The 20,905-nt window shown below is 73.4% G+C and carries 19 protein-coding genes; 10 read left to right on the top strand and 9 right to left on the bottom strand.

Going from position 1 to position 20,905, the window contains the following annotated elements; translation table 11 throughout:
* Positions 1-59: 59 nt before the first annotated feature.
* Positions 60-341 carry a hypothetical protein gene (locus ACZ4U4_RS17155; RefSeq protein WP_467874520.1) on the bottom strand — a complete coding sequence of 94 codons (282 nt, stop codon included), beginning with the start codon at positions 339-341 and terminating at the stop codon, positions 60-62.
* A gap of 229 nt (positions 342-570) precedes the next feature.
* Positions 571-1,362 (bottom strand): hypothetical protein, encoded by a 792-nt coding sequence (locus tag ACZ4U4_RS17150; RefSeq protein ID WP_467874518.1) that lies wholly within the window; start codon positions 1,360-1,362, stop codon positions 571-573.
* Between the two features lie 361 nt (positions 1,363-1,723).
* On the opposite strand from ACZ4U4_RS17150, the gene ACZ4U4_RS17145 reads away from it, so the two are divergent.
* From ACZ4U4_RS17145 to ACZ4U4_RS17135, 3 genes are all read left to right on the top strand, one after another.
* Positions 1,724-2,320 (top strand): transglycosylase family protein, encoded by a 597-nt coding sequence (locus tag ACZ4U4_RS17145; RefSeq protein ID WP_467874515.1) that lies wholly within the window; start codon positions 1,724-1,726, stop codon positions 2,318-2,320.
* Positions 2,321-2,600: 280 nt separating this feature from the next.
* Positions 2,601-3,857, top strand: coding sequence for a glycosyltransferase family 4 protein (locus tag ACZ4U4_RS17140; RefSeq protein ID WP_467874513.1), 1,257 nt, complete (start codon positions 2,601-2,603; stop codon positions 3,855-3,857).
* Positions 3,854-4,747: a hypothetical protein gene (locus tag ACZ4U4_RS17135; protein ID WP_467874510.1), complete on the top strand. Its 894-nt coding sequence runs from the start codon at positions 3,854-3,856 to the stop codon at positions 4,745-4,747. Before ACZ4U4_RS17140 ends, ACZ4U4_RS17135 begins: the two co-directional genes overlap by 4 nt.
* A gap of 7 nt (positions 4,748-4,754) precedes the next feature.
* Here the strand turns inward: ACZ4U4_RS17135 and ctaD are convergent, their stop codons facing one another.
* Positions 4,755-6,443, bottom strand: a complete 1,689-nt coding sequence (ctaD, locus tag ACZ4U4_RS17130; protein ID WP_467874508.1) for an aa3-type cytochrome oxidase subunit I — start codon at positions 6,441-6,443, stop codon at positions 4,755-4,757.
* A gap of 551 nt (positions 6,444-6,994) precedes the next feature.
* On the opposite strand from ctaD, the gene ACZ4U4_RS17125 reads away from it, so the two are divergent.
* Entirely contained in the window at positions 6,995-7,210 is a 216-nt protein-coding gene (locus ACZ4U4_RS17125; protein WP_467874506.1) for an I78 family peptidase inhibitor, read from the top strand.
* A gap of 107 nt (positions 7,211-7,317) precedes the next feature.
* On the opposite strand, the gene ACZ4U4_RS17120 is transcribed toward ACZ4U4_RS17125, so the two are convergent.
* Positions 7,318-8,343, bottom strand: a complete 1,026-nt coding sequence (locus ACZ4U4_RS17120; protein ID WP_467874504.1) for a phosphatase PAP2 family protein — start codon at positions 8,341-8,343, stop codon at positions 7,318-7,320.
* A gap of 312 nt (positions 8,344-8,655) precedes the next feature.
* Positions 8,656-9,846, bottom strand: coding sequence for a hypothetical protein (locus ACZ4U4_RS17115; RefSeq protein WP_467874502.1), 1,191 nt, complete (start codon positions 9,844-9,846; stop codon positions 8,656-8,658).
* Positions 9,847-10,060: 214 nt separating this feature from the next.
* Between ACZ4U4_RS17115 and ACZ4U4_RS17110 the strand changes: the two genes are divergently transcribed.
* Together ACZ4U4_RS17110 and ACZ4U4_RS17105 are read left to right on the top strand one after the other, a co-directional pair.
* A complete protein-coding gene (locus tag ACZ4U4_RS17110; RefSeq protein WP_467874500.1) occupies positions 10,061-11,683 on the top strand; it encodes an MFS transporter in 1,623 nt (540 codons plus the stop codon).
* Positions 11,684-11,817: 134 nt separating this feature from the next.
* Positions 11,818-13,014, top strand: a complete 1,197-nt coding sequence (locus tag ACZ4U4_RS17105; RefSeq protein WP_467874498.1) for an acyl-CoA dehydrogenase family protein — start codon at positions 11,818-11,820, stop codon at positions 13,012-13,014.
* 136 nt (positions 13,015-13,150) lie between these two features.
* Here ACZ4U4_RS17105 and ACZ4U4_RS17100 read toward each other — a convergent pair whose 3' ends face one another.
* The gene (locus ACZ4U4_RS17100) at positions 13,151-13,597 is read right to left on the bottom strand and encodes a cell division protein SepF (protein ID WP_391641667.1); all 447 of its coding nucleotides are present in this window, start codon (positions 13,595-13,597) and stop codon (positions 13,151-13,153) included.
* Between the two features lie 397 nt (positions 13,598-13,994).
* Here ACZ4U4_RS17100 and ACZ4U4_RS17095 point away from each other — a divergent pair, with 397 nt between their 5' ends.
* The 4 genes from ACZ4U4_RS17095 to ACZ4U4_RS17080 are packed head-to-tail and all read left to right on the top strand — an operon-like array spanning position 13,995 to position 17,914.
* Positions 13,995-16,571 (top strand): sensor histidine kinase, encoded by a 2,577-nt coding sequence (locus ACZ4U4_RS17095; RefSeq protein WP_467874496.1) that lies wholly within the window; start codon positions 13,995-13,997, stop codon positions 16,569-16,571.
* The gene (locus tag ACZ4U4_RS17090; protein ID WP_345093419.1) at positions 16,568-16,993 is read left to right on the top strand and encodes a roadblock/LC7 domain-containing protein; all 426 of its coding nucleotides are present in this window, start codon (positions 16,568-16,570) and stop codon (positions 16,991-16,993) included. Before ACZ4U4_RS17095 ends, ACZ4U4_RS17090 begins: the two co-directional genes overlap by 4 nt.
* Complete coding sequence (locus ACZ4U4_RS17085) at positions 16,990-17,328, top strand: DUF742 domain-containing protein (RefSeq protein ID WP_467874494.1); 339 nt, start codon at positions 16,990-16,992, stop codon at positions 17,326-17,328. Before ACZ4U4_RS17090 ends, ACZ4U4_RS17085 begins: the two co-directional genes overlap by 4 nt.
* The gene (locus tag ACZ4U4_RS17080; RefSeq protein ID WP_467874491.1) at positions 17,312-17,914 is read left to right on the top strand and encodes a GTP-binding protein; all 603 of its coding nucleotides are present in this window, start codon (positions 17,312-17,314) and stop codon (positions 17,912-17,914) included. The genes ACZ4U4_RS17085 and ACZ4U4_RS17080 overlap by 17 nt, the downstream gene beginning before the upstream one ends.
* A gap of 66 nt (positions 17,915-17,980) precedes the next feature.
* Here the strand turns inward: ACZ4U4_RS17080 and ACZ4U4_RS17075 are convergent, their stop codons facing one another.
* From ACZ4U4_RS17075 to ACZ4U4_RS17065, 3 genes are read right to left on the bottom strand one after another with little or no spacing between them, the layout of a single operon-like run.
* On the bottom strand, positions 17,981-18,937 hold the full coding sequence (locus tag ACZ4U4_RS17075; RefSeq protein WP_467874489.1) for an ABC transporter substrate-binding protein: 957 nt from the start codon (positions 18,935-18,937) through the stop codon (positions 17,981-17,983).
* Positions 18,934-19,431 carry a GNAT family N-acetyltransferase gene (locus ACZ4U4_RS17070; protein ID WP_467874487.1) on the bottom strand — a complete coding sequence of 166 codons (498 nt, stop codon included), beginning with the start codon at positions 19,429-19,431 and terminating at the stop codon, positions 18,934-18,936. Before ACZ4U4_RS17070 ends, ACZ4U4_RS17075 begins: the two co-directional genes overlap by 4 nt.
* Positions 19,428-20,531, bottom strand: coding sequence for an LLM class flavin-dependent oxidoreductase (locus ACZ4U4_RS17065; RefSeq protein WP_467874485.1), 1,104 nt, complete (start codon positions 20,529-20,531; stop codon positions 19,428-19,430). Before ACZ4U4_RS17065 ends, ACZ4U4_RS17070 begins: the two co-directional genes overlap by 4 nt.
* Between the last annotated feature and the right edge of the window lie 374 nt (positions 20,532-20,905).

Here is a 20,905-nt window from a genome sequence, read left to right as displayed (position 1 = left end):
CGGGGGCCGGTCCGCAGTGCGGTCCGGCCCCGGTCCGGGCCCGCGCCCGGTCGCACGGATCAGTGATCGTGCGGCCGGGCGCCGCGCGTTCCCGGCGGCAGTGCGGGCAGTGCGCCCCGCGGCCGGTACGGCTGGCGGGCGACGCGCTCCCACTGGCCGGGCGAGGCCGCGGCCCGGCTCCAGCTGCTGGAGCCGTGGCCCGGGCCCGGCCCCTCCTCCTCACCGGTCCGGTCGCCGGGCAGCGCCCGGAACGCCCGCCGGTACTCGGCGTAGAGCGCGTCGTAGATCGGGGTGGCCGAACGGCCGGTCGTGGTGGCCCCGGGATCCTGCGACGGACGCATACCGGGGATCTGCTGCGGAGGGCGGGAGCGCGAGAAGGGGTCATATGGGTGCACGTCTGCACCAACGAACCCGAATCGCCGGGGATGCGGCTTGGGTGCGGAAATGACGGATCGCGGGGGCGTTCCCGTACGGTTCGGCGGGAACGCCCCCGCGATCAGCGGGCTCCTAGGGGGTGTCTTCCCGATCTTCGTGGGGTCGTGGCGAAGATCGGAAAGACACCCCCTAGGCTCAGGTGCCGGCCAGCGGCATCTCCCCGGCGACCAGTACCCCCTGGGCCGCGGCCTTCTCCATCGCCTGGCGCATCAGGTCCTCCCGCGGCTGGTGGCCGATGGAGCCGGACGGCGCGGCGTACATCAGCACCGACTGCGCCTTGGTGGCGGCGGCGCGCCAGCCGTCGGACACGGCGAGCGGCTGGTGCGCCTGCCACCAGGCGGCCTGGCTGCCGGTGCTGCCCGGCTGGAGCACGGCGTGCAGCTTGCCCATGGCCAGCAGCGCAGACCAGCCCGGGTTGGGCGCGGGCAGGGCGTCCACATCGGTGACCGGGTGGAATCCCTGCTCCAGCAGGAGCGGCAGGAAGTCGTCGTCCAGGCTGACCGAACCGGGGCGGGCGATCGGGCCGTCGGGCTCGACGACCAGCGCCGCCCGCAGCTCGCCCGCGACCAGCACCAGCCCGCAGGTGATCCCGAGCGTCGCCTGACGCTCGCTCACCGGGACCGGGCGGGTCGGCGCCGTCCCGGACTGCTGGGCGGCGGTGATGGACTGGACGGCGCCCTTGAGCTGCTCCTCCGAGACCGATACGACCTGCGAGGGGATGCAGGTGGCGTGGGCGAAGGCGAGCACCGCGGTCTCCTCGCCGACGAACAGGACGGTGCTGGTGCGCTCCTGCTCGCTGTCGCCCGGGGTGCGGCAGGAGGTGCAGTCGTAGCTGCCGGGGGCGTCTCCACCGGCCAGCAGGCGGTCGGCTTCTTCGTCGCCGATCTCGGCGCGAACGTCGTCGCTGACGTCGAGCATGCGCGGCACGGGTGGCTCCTCGATCTGTGCGTGGGTGCCGGGGGACCCCGGCTGGTACGGGGGCCGGGGGTCGTCCCCGGCTCGCCGACATGGACAACGGGTGAGCGGCGGCCGGAGTCACGCGCGGACCGGCACGGAATCGAACCGATCACCGCACACGGGAATGGAGTACCGAAAACGGTCGCCGGGCGCCACCCCTCACGCGTCAACCGGGGCGACTTGGGCGGGATTTGGGCGCGGGGCCGCGGCGGGGCGGGACGGTGAGCCCTCGGGAGCCCGCGGCGAGCGGGCGTCCCGCTCGGCACCGGCGGGCAGGCGGTCGGGAAGCCGCGGCGAGCGGGCCGCACTGCGCCTTCCCGTAGGTGTCCGGATGCCCGCCGCCGACCGGGTGGGCCCCCGCGCCGTACGCGCGTGGCGCCGGGCGGTCTCCGGGGCGGCCGCCTACGGTGCGGCGATGCCCGCCACGCCCAGCCGCCGCCCGGTGCGCCCCGGACCGTTCGCCGCCGCCGTCGCCGCGCTGCTGCTCGCCCTCGCCGCCCCGCCGTCCGCCGCGGCGGATCCGATGCCGGCGCCCGTCCCCGGGCCGGCGCCCGCCTGTGCCGCGGACGGCTGGCCCTGGAGCTGTGTCGCCGAGTGCGAGAGCGGCGGGAACTGGCGGCTCAACACCGGCAACGGCTACTACGGCGGGCTCCAGTTCCGGCAGGCCACCTGGGAGGCGCACGGCGGTCTCGCGCACGCCCCGCGCGCCGACCTCGCGCCCCGCGCGGCACAGATCGCGGTCGCCGAGAAGGTCCTCGCCGCCCAGGGCTGGGGTGCCTGGCCGGTCTGCTCCCGCCGGTACGGGCTCAGCGGCCACGGCTACGGCGCGCCGCCGGGCGCGTCGCCCGCCGCCGGGGAGGGGGAGCGGGTGCCGGACCTCCGTACCCTCTGGCCGCTCCCGGGCCTCCCCGTCGTCGTCCCGGTCTGACAGCCGCGCGGTCGATGCGGAATGGGGGCCACAGGTTCCGTCATATCGCTACCGATGGCCTAACTTTCTCGGAACAACTTGGCATAAGCCCTCAACCCGGAACCGTTTCGCTCGGTCCAACCGTTCAGGAGTCGGATGCACTGACCTCCTGAAGTGAGGTGCGGGCCCCGTCGCCCGGGCGGGGAGCGGTGTCGCCCGCCCCGGCGGGACGGGAGCGCACACCGCCTCGACGACACGAGCAGGCGCAAGGGCGACCGGGAAGCCAGGGGATACGGGACGGATGCAGATCTCATTCCTGATTCACAACGCGTACGGCATCGGCGGCACGATCCGCACGACGTTCAACCTCGCCCACGCCCTCTCCGCACGCCATGACGTCGAGATCGTCTCCGTGCTGCGCCACCGTGACGCCCCCGTCCTCGACCTCGGCCCCGGCGTCCGGCTGCGCCACCTCGTCGACCTCCGCGAGGACAGCCCCACCTACGACGGCGACGACCCGGCCTTCGCCCGGGCGGCCAAGGTCTTCCCCGCCGCCGAGGGCCGCTTCGGCCAGTACAGCGAGCTGACCGACCGGCGCATCGCCCGGCATCTGCGCCGTATCGAGGCGGATCTCGTCGTCGGCACCCGCCCCGGTCTCAACGTCCACATCGCCCGGCAGACCCGCCGCGGTGTGGTCCGCGTCGGCCAGGAACACCTCACCCTCGACTCCCACAGCCGGGCGCTGCGGCTGGCGCTGCGCGGCGTCTACCCGCGCCTGGACGCGCTCACCACCGTCACCGAGGCGGACGCCACCGCCTACCGCCGTCTGCGGCTGCCCGGCGTCCACGTCGAGGCCGTGCCCAACAGCGTGCCCGCGCCGGGCCTCGCCCCGGCCGACGCCACCGGCAAGTGGGTCGTGGCGGCCGGGCGGCTGGCCCGCGTCAAGCGGTACGACGTGCTGATCCGGGCGTTCGCCGAGGTTGCGGCCGCCCGCCCGGACTGGCGGCTGCGGATCTACGGCGGCGGCTCCGAGAAGGCCGCACTGCGCACCCTCATCGACGAACTCGGTCTCTACAACCACGTCTTCCTGATGGGCCCGGCCAACCCCCTGGAGACGGAGTGGGCCAAGGGCTCGATCGCCGCGGTCTCCTCCAGCCTGGAGTCCTTCGGCATGACGATCGTCGAGGCGATGCGGTGCGGTCTGCCCGTCGTCGCCACCGACTGCCCGCACGGCCCCCGCGAGATCATCGACGACGGCGTGGACGGCAGACTCGTCCCGGTGGGCGATTCCGGGGCGCTGGCCCGGGGACTGCTCTCCCTGATCAACGACGACGCGGAGCGCCGCCGGATGGGCCGCGCGGCGCTCACCGCCGCCGCCCGGTTCGACCCCGCCCGGATCGCCGCGCGGTACGAAACCCTCTTCGGGCAGCTGCTGGAGGAGAAGCGGAGCAACCGCCTGCGCGGCGCGCTGCACCGTACCCGCGGCGCCCTGCTGAGCGGCGCCTACGCCACCAAGGACGCGGCGAGCGCCGCGCTGAGAGGGGTGCGGACGGTATGAACACCTCCACGCGACCGCCCGCCGCGGACTCCGGCCCTCCGTCGGCCGCCGGCACCGACGGCGCCCCGCCCGGGCTGACCGCCGACACCATCGCCGACTCCGCGGGCGGCCTCACCTTCGACCTCGCCGCCCCGCCCGGAGTCCCCACCACCTGGAGCGCGGCGCTGGTGCTGCGGCTGCGCGGCGCGGACGCCGAGGAGGTACGGCTGCCGCTCGGGCCGAACGGCGCGGGCGGGCTGCGCGCCGTCCTGCCCAGCACCGTCGCGCTCGCCGAGGGCCGCTGGCAGGTCTACGCCGACCTCGGCGACGGCCACGCCCCGCACCGGCTGCTGCCCGGCCTCAACGACCTGCGCTCCCTGGTGGACCGCCGCCCGCTCGCCGGCATCGGCCGCCTCGGCGTCCGCATCCCGTACACCACCAAGCTCGGCAATCTCGCGCTCCGCAGCTGGCTGCGCGGACCGCACGCCGAGGCCGGGGACATCCAGGTGGAGCGCACGGGCATGACCGTCGAGGGGCGGCTCTACGGTGCGCTGCCCGGGGCGGGCGCCCATGTCGAGGCGCGGGCCCGCCGTACCGCGGGCGGCGGCGCCACCGTCACCGTCCCGCTCACCGCCGACGGCGCCCACTTCTCCTTCACGCTGCCGTACGCCGGTCCGGCCGGGCACTGGCGCGGCGGCGCCGAGCCGTGGGACCTGTGGCTGGTGCCCGCCGAGGGCGCGCCGCCGGTGCGGATCGGCCGGCTGCTGGACGACGTCGCGGACAAGAAGCAGATCTTCGCCTACCCCGCGATGCCGGTCCCGGCGGCCGGGGCGGAGGTCCGGGTCGGCCCGTACTACACGCTCGACAACGATCTGGCGCTGCGGGTCGCGGGCCCGGAGACCACCGGCTGACGGCGCCTCAGGCGCCCGTCCCGGCTTCCCCTGGCCGGGCGGCGGCCCGCCGGGCGGCGTCGGCGGCCACCTCCGGGTGGTGCAGGTCGAAGGCGGGCGACTCGGAGCGGATGCGCGGCAGGGTGGTGAAGTTGTGCCGCGGCGGCGGGCAGGACGTCGCCCACTCCAGGGAGCGCCCGAAGCCCCACGGGTCGTCCAGCGTGGTGCGGACGCCGTGGCGGGCGGTGTGCCAGACGTTGTAGAGGAACGGCAGCGTGGAGGCGCCGAGCAGGAACGCGCCGATGCTGGAGAGCGTGTTGAGGGCGGTGAAGCCGTCGGCCGCGAGGTAGTCGGCGTAGCGGCGCGGCATGCCTTCGACGCCCAGCCAGTGCTGGACGAGGAAGGTCAGGTGGAAGCCGGTGAAGAGCGTCCAGAAGTGGATCTTCCCGAGCCGCTCGTCGAGCAGCCTGCCGGTGAACTTCGGCCACCAGAAGTAGAAGCCGGCGAACGTCGCGAACGTCACCGTCCCGAAGACCACGTAGTGGAAGTGGGCGACGACGAAGTAGGTGTCGGTGACGTGGAAGTCCAGCGGCGGCGAGGCGAGGATGACGCCGGTCAGCCCACCGAAGAGGAAGCTCACCAGGAAGCCGATCGACCACAGCATCGGCGTCTCGAACGACAGCGAGCCGTGCCACATCGTGCCGATCCAGTTGAAGAACTTCACCCCGGTCGGCGCCGCGATCAGGAACGACATCAGCGAGAAGAACGGCAGCAGCACCGCCCCGGTGGCGAACATGTGGTGCGCCCAGACCATCACCGACAGCGCGGTGATCGCCATGGTGGCGCCGATCAGCATCACGTAGCCGAAGACCGGCTTGCGGGAGAAGACCGGGATGATCTCGGTGATGATGCCGAAGAACGGCAGCGCGATGATGTAGACCTCCGGGTGGCCGAAGAACCAGAAGAGGTGCTGCCACAGCAGCGCCCCGCCCCACTGCGGCTCGAAGACGACCGCCCCGAAGCGCCGGTCCGCCTCCAGCACCAGCAGCGCCGCCGCCAGCACCGGGAACGCCATCAGCACCAGCACCGAGGTGAAGAGGATGTTCCAGGTGAAGACCGGCATCCGGAACATCGTCATGCCCGGCGCCCGCAGGGTGATGGCCGTGGTGATGAAGTTGACCGCCCCCAGGATCGTCCCGAACCCGGTCAGCGCCAGGCCCATGATCCACAGGTCGGGCCCGACGCCGGGGGAGTGGAAGGCGGAGTTCAGCGGCGCGTACGCGGTCCAGCCGAAGGACGGGCCGCCGTCCGGCGTGAGGAAGGCGCCCAGGACCATCAGCCCGCCGAAGAGGTAGAACCAGTACGACAGCGCGTTCAGCCGGGGGAAGGCGACGTCCGGCGCCCCGATCTGGAGCGGCATGATCTCGTTGGCGAAGCCCGCGAACGCCGGGGTGGCGAAGAGCAGCAGCATGATCGTGCCGTGCATGGTGAACGCCTGGTTGAACTGCTCGGCGCTGATCAGCTGGAGCCCCGGACGGGCCAGCTCGGCGCGCATCATCAGCGCCAGCACCCCGCCGACCAGGAAGAACCCGAACGACGTGATCAGGTAGAGGTGCCCGATCTTCTTGTGGTCCGTCGTCGACAGCCAGTCGGCCAGCGCCCGCCCGCGGTGCCGCGCCCGGACCGGCGGGCGGGCTGCGGCGGTGTCGGTTCCCATGCGCGGCACCTCGTTCGTCGGGGCGGACCGGTGCCGGGCGGCGGCCGGACCGGGAGACCCGCCACATGATGCGCGTGGCGTTCGGACGGAGCGAGGGGGCGCTCCGGTCCGTTCCTGGCGATTCACCCGCTTCCCCGCGCCGGTGCCACCGGGCCGCCGTGGGGAAGCGGCGGGTGTCCGCCGACCGCCGGAAGGACCGATGTGCGAAAACTGTGTGTGGAATGTGTCTCATTTCGCGGCCGGGTGCGGCCGGCGAATTCACCCGGCCGCCGGGAATCCACGGGTCGGACCAGGGGTAATTCCGGCCGCGCTCACCCTTCCGGGTAAAGGGCGCGTGCGGGGTGTCCGGAATTCGCGCCCGGCGTAATGGCGGCCGCTTTGTTTTCCACCCGGATGCGCCGGGGTACGGCGCGAAAGAGTGACGGAAGGTACCGCAAACGCCGAGACCTTGGCCGTGACCCAAGTGTGACCAATGAAAGACCGTGAAGAGACCCGGAGCGCGGAACCGAACGCCCTTCCGTGTGTCGCCGCGGGCGCCTACCGTGACACCCATGGCACCCGAACCACAGCTTCCGAACGAACCCGACGACGACCCCGAGACCTATGTCGGCCTCGCCCGGCAGGAGGCCGAGGAGCGCGCCGGCGGCCGCGGCTGGAGCACCGTCCGCTCGCTGCCGCCGGGCGCGCTGATCACCATGGAGTACCGCGTCGGACGGCTCAATTTCGAGGTCGAGGACGGCCGGGTGCGCCGCAGCTGGCGGGGGTGAGGAGCCTCCAGGACGAACGAAGGCCCCGGCCGCTCCGAGGAGCGGCCGGGGCCTTGCGGTGCGGGGCTGCGGGCTGTGCGTACCTGCCCCGCGGGCGGGCGGCGGTCTCAGCCGCCCGGGCCGCGCCCGGTGACCGGGCTCAGCGGTGTGGTGCGCGGCAGGCGGTCGGCGTGCGGCGGCCGGCGGCTGCCCGCCGGGGTGACCGGCGCGCGCTCCGCACGGGAGACGTGCGGCCGCGCCGGGTGGTGCGGGCGTCCGTCCGGCGCGCGGGTGGCGCCGGACCGGGCCGTCGGGCCGGTGGGGACGGTGTCGTGCCGTACCCCCTCGCCCTCGGGGGTGACGCGCTGCGGTGAGAGTCCGGCGGGGGCGGCGGCCGGGAGCGGGCCGCGCAGCGAATCGGGGCGCAGCCGCAGCCACAGCCGCAGGATGATCCCCATCAGGCGGTCCTCCACCCAGATGATCCCCGGCTCGATCCACGGCAGCGCCAGCAGCACCAGCAGTCCGGCGGCCCAGCCCAGCAGCACGTCGCTGACCCAGTGCGTCCCGAGGTAGACGGTCGTCATGCCGACGCCCAGCGCGCCCAGTGCGGCGATCACCGAGAGGGTCCGGCGGCGCAGCGACGTGGTCGCCAGATACGCCAGCACACCCCAGGTGACCACGGCGTTCGCGGTGTGGCCCGACGGAAATATATCGCCGCCGAGCCACATCTCGTTGGAGCCGACGGCCGTCGCGTAGTGCGGGCCCAGGCGGCCCATGCCGAGCTTCGCGGCGCCCACCGTCATGTTCAGCAGCAGCAGTGAGGCGCCGAGGACCAGCAGCGGGTGGAGGTTGCGCTGGCGCCAGCAGCGCCAGCCCAGCCACGCCGCCACGGCCACCGCCGTGGGGCCGCGCTGGCCCAGCACGACGAAGTAGTCGAGGAAGGCATGGACCGACGGCCACTGCTTGTAGGGCCGGAAGAACATGACCTGCCAGTCGAAGGTGACCAGCCATGTGGAGGCCAGCACCCCGGCCACGATCGCGAGATACACCGCCAGCGTGCCCCAGAACAGCCATTGGCGGGTCGGGGTCATGCGTGGTCGGGCGCGATCGGGCGGGTGCCCCTCCCTCTGGTCCAGCTTGTCATCGGTACGCACTCAATCGACGTTACCGCGTGTGATGTAGGCACCTGGTCAGACCGTGCGCTTTGTAATGACGATGTGATGTGGAATGTGCACGGTAAGTCGTCGGGCGGCGGGGAATCGGAATCGAATTAACGGAGAATCGGATTCTCGTCCGACCCGCTTCGCCGCACTCCGTCCAGAGCTTTATCTGCTTTTCGCCACGGCTGTTTATCCGCGCGCGGCGCGGACGTCGCCCGCCGTTTCCCGGCGCCGCTACGGTCACGGAGCGGGTCCGTCCGGTCACGGAGGGCCGGTGTGGGTGGCTGCGGCCTCCCGCCGGCCGGATCACGGAGGGCCGGTGCCGTTGAGCCAGAACGCCCCGTACAGCGCCGAGCCGACGGCCACCGCGCCGAGCAGCAGCCCGGCCCGCAGCGGGCGCCATCGGGCGAGGCCCGCGGCGAGCGGCAGCAGCAGCGGGTACGCGGGGAGCATCAGCCGCGGCTTGGAGCCGAAGAAGCCCTTCGCGGTCAGCGCCAGGAAGACCACGACCCCGCAGTAGGTGAGCAGCGGCAGCGGCTGCCCCCGGCGCACGCCCGCCGCGTAGAGGACGAGGGCCAGCGCGACCCCGGCGGTCAGCCCGAGGCCGCCGGCCCAGCCGGGGCCGGACAGCAGGCCCCACAGGAAGCGGCCGAAGGCGTAACCGCCGTCGAAGCCGTTGCCCCAGGCGCCCTGGACGTCGAGGTAGCCGGTGAGGCTGTGCTGCTGCGCGCCGACCCACAGGAAGTACCCGCACCAGCCGAGCGGCGCCAGCAGCACGCCCGTCACCAGTCCGCGCCGCCGTGCCAGGCTGGAGCGCAGCGTGGCGCCGCCCGCCCGGTCGGCGAGGAGCGCCGCCCCGGCGGTCAGCCACACGGCCGCGACCACGGCGACGCCGACCGGCCGGGTCAGCCCGGCCAGCGACGCCAGCGCCCCGGCCCACACCCACCGCCCGGTCCACGCCGCGTAGACGCCCCACGCCGCGAGGGCGGTGAAGAGCGACTCGGAGTACGCCATCGACTGCACGATGCCGATCGGCAGCGCGCCCCACAGCGCGGCCAGCGCGACCCCGGCCTGTGGTCCGTACAGCCGCTCGCCGGTCGCGTACAGCGCCCAGGCGGCGGCGAGGGAGGAGAGCCAGGCGACGGCCATCCCGGCGTCGGCGGGGGAGAGCGGGGTGAGCGCGGAGCCCAGCCGCTCCAGCCACGGCAGCAGCGGGAAGAAGGCGAGGTTGGAGTGGGAGCCGCCGTCGGGGAGCACCACGGTGTAGCCGTAGCCCAGCTCCGCGACGCGGGTGTACCAGAGCGAGTCCCAGCGGGCGGTGAGCAGCGTGTGCCAGTTCGCGCCCCGCGCGGCGGACCAGACGGCGAGGACTGCCCAGCCCAGCAGCCGGATCGCCGCGAAGGCCGCGAGTCCCGGCAGTGCGCGGCGCAGCGCGGCCTTCGCGGCGGGGCGGCACAGCGTCCGACCGGGGGCGGCGGCCGAGGCGAGATCGTTCATCCGGACGATTATCCAGGTGCCCGGCGGGCGCCTCACCGGCCCCGGCGAGGCAACTGCGGGCGCTGCGATACGCGTCTCATCAGGAGGTGAGCCTCACGGCACCGCTGCCCACTCGCGTAGTCTGACGTCTCAACTCACCCGTGCCGCCGGTTCGACCCGGGGCTTCTTCGTGCCCCGGTCCGCGGCCGCGAGTGCCTGACAGGGAGGTACGTGCATGACCGGGACGAGCCCGTCCGGCACGGGACGGACGGCCGGCGTTCCCCGGCTCCCCGGTGGGGGTGCGAACCGCTGGACCGTGCTGATCGTGCTCTGCGTCAGCCTGCTGTTCGTCGCACTGGACACCACGATCCTGTACGTGGCCGTGCCCTCCGTCACCGAGGACCTGCGTCCCGGGCCGGTGGAGCTGCTGTGGATCGTCGACGTCTATCCGCTGATCGCGGCGTCGCTGCTGATCCTCTTCGGCACCCTCGGCGACCGGGTGGGCAGGCGCCGGATCCTGCTGCTGGGCTACGGCCTGTTCGGCGCGGCCTCGGCGCTCGCGGCGCTGGCGCCCGACCCACAGGTGCTGATGGTGGCCCGGGCGCTGCTCGGCATCGGCGGCGCCATGATCATGCCGGCCACGCTGTCGATCCTGCGGCAGGTCTTCCCCGACCGCCGGGAGCGGGCCGTCGCCATCGGGGTGTGGAGCGCGGTCGCCGCGGTGGGCGCGGCGGTCGGACCGGTCCTCGGCGGTTTCCTCGTCGAGAACTTCTGGTGGGGCTCGGTCTTCCTGATCAACGTTCCGATGATGCTGGTCATGCTGCTGATCGGCCGCTGGATGCTGCCCGAGTCGCGGGGTGAGCGCAACGGCCCGTGGGACGTGGTCGGCGCGGTGATCGCGGCGCTCGGTGTCCTCGGTGTCGTCCTCGGCGTCAAGCGGATCGGCGGCGGCACCGCCGTCCTCGGGCTGACCACGCTCGGCCCGATCGTGGTCGGTCTGCTGCTGCTGGTGGTCTTCGTCCGGCGGCAGCACCGCCGGGAGCATCCGCTGATCGACATGCGGCTCTTCGCCCGCTCGGCGTTCGGCACCTCGGTCGGCTGCATCGTGCTGGCGATGCTGGCGCTGGTCGGCCTCCAGCTGATAGCCGTGCAGTACCTCCAGCTGGTCCTCGGGCTCTCGCCGCTCCAGACCGGGCTGCGGATGCTCCCGCTGGTCTTCGCGGCGATGGCGGCGGGCCTGACCGGCTCCCGGATCCTCCAGGTCCTCGGCCCGCGCACCATGGTCTCCTGCGGTTTCGTGCTCACCGCCGGTGCGGTGCTCTGCCTGACCGCGATGAACTCCCAGGACCGCTTCTGGCTGCTCTCCGCCTGCTTCGTCCTCCTCGGCTTCGGCTTCCAGGCGACGCTCTTCGGCGCGTACGAGTCGATGCTCAGCGAGGCGCCTCCGGAGCAGGCGGGCGGTGCGGCGGCCATCGGGGAGACGTCCTACCAGCTCGGTGCGGGCATCGGCGTCGCCCTCCTGGGAAGCGTCATGAACGCCGCCTACGCCCCCGGCATCGGGCACATCGCCGGGGTGCCCGCGCGGGAGGCGGCGTCCGCGTCGCACTCGCTCGGGGAGGCGTACAAGGTGGCGGCCGGGCTCGACGGTCCGGCCGGGGCGGCGCTGCGGGTGGTGGCCCGCGACGCCTTCGTGCGGGGACTGCACATCACGCTCGTCGCCAGTGCGGTGCTGCTGCTGGCCGGTGCGGCCATCGCGCTGCGGCTGCCGCGCCGCGCCGCGGACTCCGCCGAGCGCGCCGAGGGTGACAACGCCACCGGCCTGGGCAGCGAGCCCGCCGCCGCGCGGTCCCACGGCTGACCGGCTCTCTTCCCTTCTTCTGCCCGCACCCCGCCGCGCGGTGGCTCTTGCCCGCGCGGCGGGGTGCGCCGTACCGTCGGACCGCGCTGTAACTACCACTGCTAGTTTTCCGCCGATCTGCCGGAGGCCCCGCCATGTCCGCCACGCCCTCCTCGCCGCTCCCGCCCTTCGACGCGGCCGACCCGCTGGGCCTCGACGACCTCCTCACCGACGAGGACCGCGCCGTCCGCGACACCGTCCGCCGCTGGGCGGCCGACCGGGTGCTGCCGCACATCGCCGGCTGGTACGAGCGCGGTGAGCTCCCCGGCATCCGCGACCTCGCCCGCGAACTGGGCTCCCTCGGCGCCCTCGGCATGTCCCTGACCGGCTACGGCTGCGCCGGGGCCTCCGCCGTCCAGTACGGCCTGGCCTGCCTGGAGCTGGAGGCCGCCGACTCCGGCATCCGCTCCCTCGTCTCCGTCCAGGGCTCGCTCGCGATGTACGCGATCCACCGCTTCGGCTCCGAGGAGCAGAAGCAGCAGTGGCTGCCGCGGATGGCGACCGGCGAGGTCATCGGCTGCTTCGGCCTCACCGAACCGGACCACGGCTCCGACCCCGCCGGGATGCGCACCCACGCCCGCCGCGACGGCTCCGACTGGATCCTCAACGGCCGCAAGATGTGGATCACCAACGGTTCGGTCGCCGGCGTCGCGGTCGTCTGGGCCGCCACCGACGACGGCGTCCGCGGCTTCGTGGTCCCCACCGACACCCCCGGCTTCGCCACCCCCGAGATCCACCACAAGTGGTCGCTGCGCGCCTCGGTCACCAGCGAACTGGTCCTGGACGACGTCCGCCTCCCGGCCGACGCGGTGCTGCCCGAGGTCCGCGGACTGCGCGGCCCGCTGAGCTGTCTGAGCCACGCCCGCTACGGCATCGTCTGGGGCTCCATGGGCGCCGCCCGCGCCAGCTTCGAGGCGGCGCTGGAGTACGCCCGCACCCGCGAGCAGTTCGGCAAGCCCATCGGCGGCTTCCAGCTCACCCAGGCCAAGCTCGCCGACATGGCCGTCGAACTGCACAAGGGCATCCTCCTCGCCCACCACCTCGGGCGGCGGATGGACGCCGGGCGGCTCCGCCCGGAGCAGGTCAGCTTCGGCAAGCTCAACAACGTCCGCGAGGCCATCGAGATCTGCCGCACCTCCCGCACCATCCTGGGCGCCAACGGCATCTCCCTGGAGTACCCGGTCATGCGGCACGCCACCAACCTGGAGTCGGTGCTCACCTACGAGGGCACCGTCGAGATGCACCAGCTGGTGCTGGGCAAGGCGCTCACCGGGCTGGACGCCTTCCGCTGAGCGGAGCGGGTCCGGGAGGGCCGGGCGCCCGCCCCGCCCGCGGCCGTCACCGGGCGGGGGCCGGGCAGTAAGAAGCGGAGGGTGGGGCGGTCCTGCCGCCTTCCCCTCCGCCGGACGGAACCGGGTCCACGCCCGGTCAGCTCTGGTTGAAGAACCCGCCGTTGCGGTCCCGCGTCTCCCCGCTGACGACGCGGTAGTCGGCCGGGGTGAGCAGGAAGACCCGGGTGGCGACCCGCTCGATCGAGCCACGCAGTCCGAAGGCGAGACCGGCGGCGAAGTCCACCACGCGCTTGGCGTCGGACGACTCCATCGCCGTGAGGTTGACGATCACCGGGACGCCGCCGCGGAACAGCTCACCGATGCCGCGGGCGTCGCCGAAGCCGTCCGGGGTGACCGTGGCGATGCGGGTGCTGTGGTCCTCGGCCGGGCTCTCGGCCACCCGCAGACCCGGGTCGGTCACCCAGGAGCCGGTCCCCTGGGCCCCGTGCTCCGGTCCCTCGGCATAGTCGTCGTCGTAGTAACGCTCGTCATCGTTGTCGTCGACGAGGCCAAGCCAGGCACTCGCCTTGCGCACCGATCCCATGGACGCCTCCTCTCACCCGCGGTGTCTGTATGTCCGCCCCCCTATGGTCCTTCATGAGGCGGAGGGTGTGCCAAGTGGATAGCCGCCGCACGGGGGGTTCGTGACAGATCTGGTGCAGAGCGGGTGGCTGCTTGTCAGCTTCCGTGGGCGGCACGGGAACTGACGTGGTGACGGAAGTCACGATAGGCCCGGGCGTCGGACGGTGTCGACATATGGCCCGCGGGAAGCCTCTTCGACCGCCGGGTAGGTTCCGGCGGAGGACCAGGGCATATGTCCCCGGCCGGGGGAAACGCCGCGGAGCCGGGCAGATGATCGGGTGACCGACACAACGGAAGGTCGTTGACACGGCAGCAGATTCCGTCTGCTGTCCGAACCACACACCTTCGAAAGTCACTCAGTGGAAACACAGACCACGGAAGCCGGAACCGCGCGCTTCCGGCGGGCGTTCACGGCAGGCGTCGTGGCGCCGCGCACCATCCGCGCCAAGCTCATCCGCATCCTCTGCGTCGCACTCGCGATACTCCTGGCCCTGCTCGGCTACTCCGCCGCCCACCAGATCGGCGACTACGAGAACGCCAGCGCCACCGCGTCGGACGCCCATCTCGCCGACGCCCTCCAGGGGTTCCTCCATGAACACCAGAAGGAGCGCGGACTGACCACCGGCTACGTCGGCGGGATCACGGAGTTCCGCACCGGCATGCTGGCCCAGCGCAAGCTCACCGACGCCGCACGCGCCAAGGTCGACGACGAGCTGGCCGACCGCGACGACCCGGCCGCCGACTCCGTCCGCACCGCACTCCACCGCGCCGACGCCCTCAAGGACATCCGCACCGCCGCCGACAACGGCACCGGCGTCGTCGCCCGCACCTACGACTACTTCACCCAGACCGACGAGGCCCTCGGCCGTCTCGACCTCGGCCTCGTCCACGTCCGCGACGCTCGGCTGCGCGCCGACTACCAGGCGCTCCAGGTGCTGGGCTCGATGAAGGAGCTGCTGGGCCAGGAGCGCGCCGTCGTGCTCGGCTCGCTGCACCACGGGGCGTTCCGCGGCGACGACTACACCCGCTTCCTGACCGCCCGCGCCGGACGCCTGTCGGCCGCCGCCTCCTTCCCCGAGTGGGCCACCGGGCCGCAGCAGCAACAGCTGAAGGAGGCGCTGCAGACCCCCGCCGCGCAGCAGCTGCTCGGCTACGTCCAGCAGATCGTCGCCGGTCACGGCCGGCTGCCCGCCCGGATCCCGGCCACCGCCTGGTACGAGTCGGCGACCTCCACCATCAACGGGCTGCGCACCGTCCAGATCTCGCTGGGCCGGGACATCACCGCCCGCGCCGGTGAGCTGGAGGCCGACGCCACCCGCACGCTGATCTTCTTCGGGGTGCTGGCGCTCGGCTCGATCGCCGCGCTCGCCGCCCTCTCGATCGGCGCCGCCCGCTCGGTCTCCGCGCCGCTCGGCGCGCTGACCCGGCAGGCCCGCGACGTCGCCGGCCACCGGCTGCCCGCCGCCGTCGCCCGGGTCCAGAAGGAGTCCGGCGCACCCGAACCGCTCGGCCCGCTCTCCGTACCGGGCGGCTCCGGCACCGAGATCCGGCAGCTGGCCGACGCCTTCGACCAGATGCAGAAGGTCGCCTACGACCTCGCCACCGAGCAGGCCGTGCTGCGCCGCAACGCCACCGAGTCGCTGGTCAACCTCGGCCGCCGGAACCAGAACCTGGTCCGCCGTCAGATCAGCTTCATCAACAAGCTGGAGCACGAGGACGCCGACCCCGCGACCCTCGCCAACCTCTTCGAGCTGGACCACCTCGCGACCCGGATGCGCCGCAACGCCGAGAGCCTGCTGGTGCTCGCCGGGGAGGCCAGCCCGCGGACCTGGGCCACCCCGCTGTCGGTGACCGACGTCATCCGCGCGGCCCTCTCCGAGGTGGAGGAGTACCGCCGGGTCAGCCTGCGCCAGGTGGACGCCGCGTTCGTCAGCGGCACCGTCGTCTCCGAGATCGCGCATCTGCTGGCCGAACTGGTCGAGAACGCGCTCAGCTTCTCCCCGCCGGACACCGACGTCGAGGTCGAGGGCCGCCGCACCAGCGCCGGATACCTCGTCGCCATCGTCGACCACGGCACCGGCATGCCCGCCCCGGCGATGGCCGAGGCGAACGTCCGGCTTTCCGGGGCCGCCAGCTTCATGGCCGAACCCACCCGGTTCCTGGGCCACTTCGTCGTCGGCGCACTGGCCCGCAAGTGCGGGATCGAGGTCCGCCTCGGCGAGGCACCGGCCGCCGGAACCGTCGCCCGGGTGCTCATCCCGGCGACCTTGCTGACCGATTCCGCGACCGCGCCGGCCGTCCCCGACGTCCCGGCGGTGCGCGGGAAGAAGGAGCGGACGGTGCCCGACGAGCAGACCGCCCCGGCGGACGCGAAGGGCCGGCGCCCGGCCCGCCCCGAGGCCCTCGCCCCGGCCGCCCCGGACCGCGATGCGGCGCCCGCACCCCGTCCCGCCGGTGGCGCCGACGCGGCGCCGCCCCGGCCGCGCGCCGCCCGGGACGCCGAGGCCACGGGCGCCGAGGAGGGGGCGGCGGCCCCGGCCGGTCCGCGCGGCTCCTCGGCGGCCCGTACCCGTAACGGCCTGGTCAAGCGGGCCCGGCGGAGCGCCATCCGGTCCGCGGTGGACGAGGCGGTGGCGCCGCGCTGGCAGCAGGAGGCCGCGCCGACGCCGGAGCGCTCGCCCGACGAGGTCTCCGGGATGCTCGCCGGGCTGCGCAGCGCCCATATGCGCGGCGCCATCAGCGTCGAGAAGGAGAAGGAGCGGCAGGCGCAGCGGGAGCGGAACGGGGAGCGGGCGCGCGAGCGGGCGGTCCGGGAGCCGGCGCCCGCCGCGTCCGACCGGCGCGGGGCGGACGCGGCCCCCGGGCGGCAGCCCGAACCGCAGCAGCAGAAGGAGCCGGAGCGGACGGCCACCGACGGGAAGGGTGACCACAAGTGAGCGTCGACCTGCACAACGATTCCCAGACGTTCAATTGGCTGCTGGCCAATTTCGTCCGCCGCACCGACGGTGTCCGCGATGCCGTCGCGGTCTCCTCGGACGGTCTGCTGATCGCCGTCTCCGACGGGCTGGGCCGCACCGACGCCGATCATCTCGCGGCGGTCGTCTCGGGCCTGTCCAGCCTGGCGCGCAGTGCCTCGCGGCGTTACGAGTTCGACGGCGTCAAGCTCATCATGATCGAGATGGGCCGCGGCTTCCTGCTGGTCTCCGCGATCCGCGACGGCAGCTGCCTGGGCGTGCTCGCCGACAGCAGCGGCGAACTGGGCCTGGTCGGCTACGAGATGGCGGTGCTCGCCGAGCGCGCCGGTGATCTGCTGACCCCGGCGCTCATCGCCGATCTGCGGCAGGTCCTGCCCCGATGAGCGAGGAGCTGGAGGACGCGCTGTTCGTCCGGCCGTTCATCATGACCGGCGGGCGCGTCGAGCCGACCCGTGCCGATCTGCGGCTGGAGACGCTGGTCGTGGCCGTGCCCGAGGCGCCGCTGGGCTCCCTGGAGTTCGAGCGGCGCCGGATCGTGGCGCTCTGTGCGCAGCCGACGATGGTCGCCGAGGTGGCCGAGAAGATCGGTGTGCCGCTGGGGGTGGCCAAGGTGCTCATCTCCGATCTCGTCGTCGGTGGCCTGCTGGTCTGTCAACAACCCATGGAGCTGCCGCTCCATGTCCTGGAGAGGATCAGGGACCATGTCCGGGCGCTCTGACAAAGCCGCACCGCTCGCCGTGAAGATCGTGATCAGCGGGGGTCTGGGGGTGGGCAAGACGACGTTCATCGGTGCGATCTCGGAGATCGAACCGCTGGACACCGAAGCCGCGATCACCCAGGTCTCGGTCGGGGTGGACTCGCTGGTCGGGGTGGAGAACAAGACCACCACGACCGTCGCGCTGGACTTCGGCCGGATCACCCTCGACCCGTCGATCGTGCTCTATCTCTTCGGCACGCCGGGCCAGGACCGGTTCTCGTTCCTCTGGGACGACCTGGTGGAGGGCGCGCTGGGCGCGATCGTGCTGGTGGACACCCGGCGGATCGAGGACTCGTTCCCCGCGCTCGACTACTTCGAGGAGCGCGGCACGCCGTTCGTCCTGGCGGTCAACCGCTTCGACGGCGCGCAGCTCTTCGCGCTGGACGAGGTCCGCGAGGCGCTGGGCATCGGCCCGGAGGTGCCGATCCTCACCTGCGATGCGCGCGACCGGTCCGCGGTCCGCGATGTGCTGGCCGCGCTGATGGACCGGGTCGTGCGCCAGCACGTCACCGGCGGACCGGCGAAGGCGGGTGCGGCGGCGCGGTAGGCGGCGGCGCATCGGCGGTGCGGGGCACGGGCGGTCCGGGAGGGCGGCCCGTGCCCCGCGTGTGTGTCAGCGGATCTCCGGGGGACTGATCCGCGAGGTGGCCAGCGCCGAGTCGGCGGTGCCCCACTTCTTGAGGATCCTGCGGTAACTCCCGGTCTTGATCAGATGGTTGACGGCGGCCCGGAAGGCGGGGGCCAGCGGGCTGTTCTTCTTGAAGGCGAAGCCGACGTCCAGCCGTTTGTAGGCGTTGAGGAAACGCAGTCCGGGCTGGCGGCTGACGGCGTACCGCAGTCCGTTGACGGTGCTCATCACCACGTCGGTGCGGCCCTGCTGGAGCGAGGCGTAGAGCGCGGAGACCTCGGCGTACGTCTTGAGGTCGTACGGCTTCTTCCCGGCGGCGGCGCACTGCCCGCGCTCCTTCTCCAGCGTCGCCTCGAAGGTGGTCCCGGCGCCGGTGGCGACGGTCAGTCCGCACAGCTGCGTCAGCGCGGTGACCTTCTTCAGCGTGCTGTCCTCGCGGACGGCGAAGCCCTGGCCGTCGTTGACGTAGGTGACGAAGTCGAGGGTCTTGCGGCGGGCGTCGGTGACGCCGAAGTTGCCGGTGCCGACGTCGTACCGGCCGCTGCCGAGGGCGGGCAGGATCGCCTCGAAGCTCGCCGGCTCCCGCTTCAGCCGCAGGCCCAGGGTCTTGCCGACGGCGTCCGCGAGGTCGATGTCCTCACCGGCGACGGTCTTGCCGTCCGGCAGGTAGACGGCGCCGGGGAGCGAGCTGATGCTGGCGGCGAGGGCGAGCGTGCCGCGGGCGCGGACATCGGCGGGCAGCAGCGCGGCGGCGGCCGGGTCCTTGGCGAGGCCGGAGACGACATCGTCGGTGGGCACGGCGGTGGTGGCGCCGCCCGGCGCGTCCTTGCCGGTGGCCGCGGGTTCGGCGCATCCGGCGAGGGTCAGCGCGGCGGCGGCGAGGAGGGCGGCGGTGCGCACCACGGCGGTGCGAGCGGTCCGTCCCGAGCGGTGGCTGATCATGGGCGGCGGTTCTCCAGGGTTTTCTCGAACGGCAGCGGGCCGATCGACTCCGGCGGTGCGGTCAGATCGAAGAGCGGGCGGTAGCCCGCCGCGAGGTACAGGCCCCGGGCCTCCGGCTGCCGGGGCCCCGTCGTCAGGTAGAGGCGGGTGTAGCCGCGGGCGGCGGCCTCCTGCTCCAGCGCCCGCAGCACCTGGCGGGCCAGCCCCCGGCGGCGGTGGGCGGAGTGCGTCCAGATGCGTTTCAGCTCGGCGGTGCGGGCGTCGCGGCGGCGGTAGGCGCCCCCGGCGACCGGTTCGCCGCCCTCCAGGAGCAGCAGGAACGCGCCGTGCGGCGGGGCGAACGCGGACGGCGGGTACTCCTGGCCGAGGTCGACGGGTGCGCCGTAGCGGGAGGTGTACTCGTGGGTGAGCTGGTCGAGGAGCGGGCGGGCGAGCGGGTCGGTGACGGTGGTGTGCAGCACGGTGGGGCCGTCGGCGCGGCGGACGGCGGTCACCGGACCGGCTCCGCGGCGGGCACCGCGTCCGCACCCGGCGCCGCGTCCGGCGCCGTCGGGTCCGGCCAGTCCAGCGGGTCGGGCAGGGCGTGGCGCAGCTGCGGCAGCACCTCGGCGGCGGTCAGCCGCAGCACCTCGGCGCGCCGGGCGTAGGGCAGCCCGGCGGTGTCGACGGAGAAGAACTGGAGGGCGTGGCCGTACGCCCGGTGCTGTGCGGCGATCTTGTCGGCGATCCGGGCGGGCGAGCCGATGAACGCCGGTCCCAGGTCGGCGGCCTCGTCGACGGTGCGGAAGGGGGTGTTGTTGCCGGGGACGTTCCGGGCGGCGACGGCGCTCTCGTAGTACGGCGCGAACTGCCGGCGCGCGGTGCGGTCGTCGGCCGCCGCGTGGAGCGTGCCGCCGGAGCCGACGAGGGCGGCGGCCGGGTCGTGGCCGTACGCCGCCCAGCGGGTGCGGTAGCGGTCGATCAAGGTGGCGTAACTGTCCACCGGCTGGATGGCGTTGGCGGCGAAGAGGGGGTCGCCCCAGAGGGCGGCCAGTTCCACGGAGCGTTCGCTGGTGGCGCTGCCGTGCCAGACGGTGGGTGGCTGCTGATGGGGGCGCGGCAGGGTGGTCGCGCCGGTGAGCGGCGGGCGGTAGGAGCCGGACCAGGTGACCTTCTCCTCGCGCCACAGCCGCCGCAGCAGTTCGTAGTTCTCCTCCTGGAGGGCGTACTGCGCGCGGCTGTCGCGGCCGAAGAGGGCCCACGGTTCGGGGGCGTTGCCCTTGCCGATGGTGAGTTCCAGACGGCCGCCGGAGAGCTGGTCGACGGTGGCGTAGTCCTCGGCGACGCGGACCGGGTCGAGGGTGGAGAGCACGGTGACGGTGGTGAACAGCCGGATCCGGTGGGTGCGGGCGGCGATCGCGCCGAGCACCGCGGGCGGGGAGCTGGAGAGGAACGGCGGGCCGTGCCGCTCTCCGACCCCGAAGGCGTCGAAGCCCAACTCCTCGGCGAGAACGGCGAGTTCGACGACTTCACGGAAGCGTTCGGTGGGGGAGACGAGGTGCCCGGAGCGGGCGTCCGGGACGTGGTCGATGAGGGTCATGACGCCGAAGCGCATAGGTGCGCCCTTCTTCGAGGGTGCCGCAGGGATGAGAAGGCAGGGGCAGGGGCCGCGCCGGTCCGGGCGGACCGGGCTCAGGCGGAGGTGGTACGCCGGAAACAGGGCGGCGGGCGCCCGGGATCCGGGAAGCGCGAGGGGAAGGTGTGCCGGCGGGCGGCACGGTGTGAAGGCGCGGTGGCGGGAAGGCGGAACCGCGGATCGGCCCGTCCGGCGAAGGCGGCGGGCCTCAGGGCAGGGCGTCAGCTCAACAGGACGACGACCACACGCGACCGAAGTCGATGTGGTCGCGGGTGACCAGCCACTGCCATGCGTTCATGCGGCCAAGTGGAACAGGCATCCGGTTGCGCGTCAACCGGATCCCGGTGTTGTTC

This window comes from Streptomyces sp. NPDC029159, from assembly GCF_055564055.1.
The sequence above is the reverse complement of the archived record's forward strand: the minus strand, read 5'-3'. Positions and strand labels throughout refer to the sequence as shown.

What these genes read in the sequence shown, in the direction of transcription:
- ACZ4U4_RS17140 (WP_467874513.1), top strand. Translation starts at nt 2,601, where the DNA reads ATGCAGATCTCATTCCTGATTCACAACGCGTACGGCATCGGCGGCACG.
- ACZ4U4_RS17100 (WP_391641667.1), bottom strand. Translation starts at nt 13,597, where the DNA reads ATGGGATCGGTGCGCAAGGCGAGTGCCTGGCTTGGCCTCGTCGACGAC.
- ACZ4U4_RS17145 (WP_467874515.1), top strand. Translation starts at nt 1,724, where the DNA reads ATGCCCGCCGCCGACCGGGTGGGCCCCCGCGCCGTACGCGCGTGGCGC.
- ACZ4U4_RS17155 (WP_467874520.1), bottom strand. Translation starts at nt 341, where the DNA reads ATGCGTCCGTCGCAGGATCCCGGGGCCACCACGACCGGCCGTTCGGCC.
- ctaD (WP_467874508.1), bottom strand. Translation starts at nt 6,443, where the DNA reads ATGGGAACCGACACCGCCGCAGCCCGCCCGCCGGTCCGGGCGCGGCAC.
- ACZ4U4_RS17115 (WP_467874502.1), bottom strand. Translation starts at nt 9,846, where the DNA reads ATGAACGATCTCGCCTCGGCCGCCGCCCCCGGTCGGACGCTGTGCCGC.
- ACZ4U4_RS17135 (WP_467874510.1), top strand. Translation starts at nt 3,854, where the DNA reads ATGAACACCTCCACGCGACCGCCCGCCGCGGACTCCGGCCCTCCGTCG.
- ACZ4U4_RS17065 (WP_467874485.1), bottom strand. Translation starts at nt 20,531, where the DNA reads ATGCGCTTCGGCGTCATGACCCTCATCGACCACGTCCCGGACGCCCGC.
- ACZ4U4_RS17110 (WP_467874500.1), top strand. Translation starts at nt 10,061, where the DNA reads ATGACCGGGACGAGCCCGTCCGGCACGGGACGGACGGCCGGCGTTCCC.
- ACZ4U4_RS17125 (WP_467874506.1), top strand. Translation starts at nt 6,995, where the DNA reads ATGGCACCCGAACCACAGCTTCCGAACGAACCCGACGACGACCCCGAG.
- ACZ4U4_RS17080 (WP_467874491.1), top strand. Translation starts at nt 17,312, where the DNA reads ATGTCCGGGCGCTCTGACAAAGCCGCACCGCTCGCCGTGAAGATCGTG.
- ACZ4U4_RS17075 (WP_467874489.1), bottom strand. Translation starts at nt 18,937, where the DNA reads ATGATCAGCCACCGCTCGGGACGGACCGCTCGCACCGCCGTGGTGCGC.
- ACZ4U4_RS17105 (WP_467874498.1), top strand. Translation starts at nt 11,818, where the DNA reads ATGTCCGCCACGCCCTCCTCGCCGCTCCCGCCCTTCGACGCGGCCGAC.
- ACZ4U4_RS17085 (WP_467874494.1), top strand. Translation starts at nt 16,990, where the DNA reads ATGAGCGAGGAGCTGGAGGACGCGCTGTTCGTCCGGCCGTTCATCATG.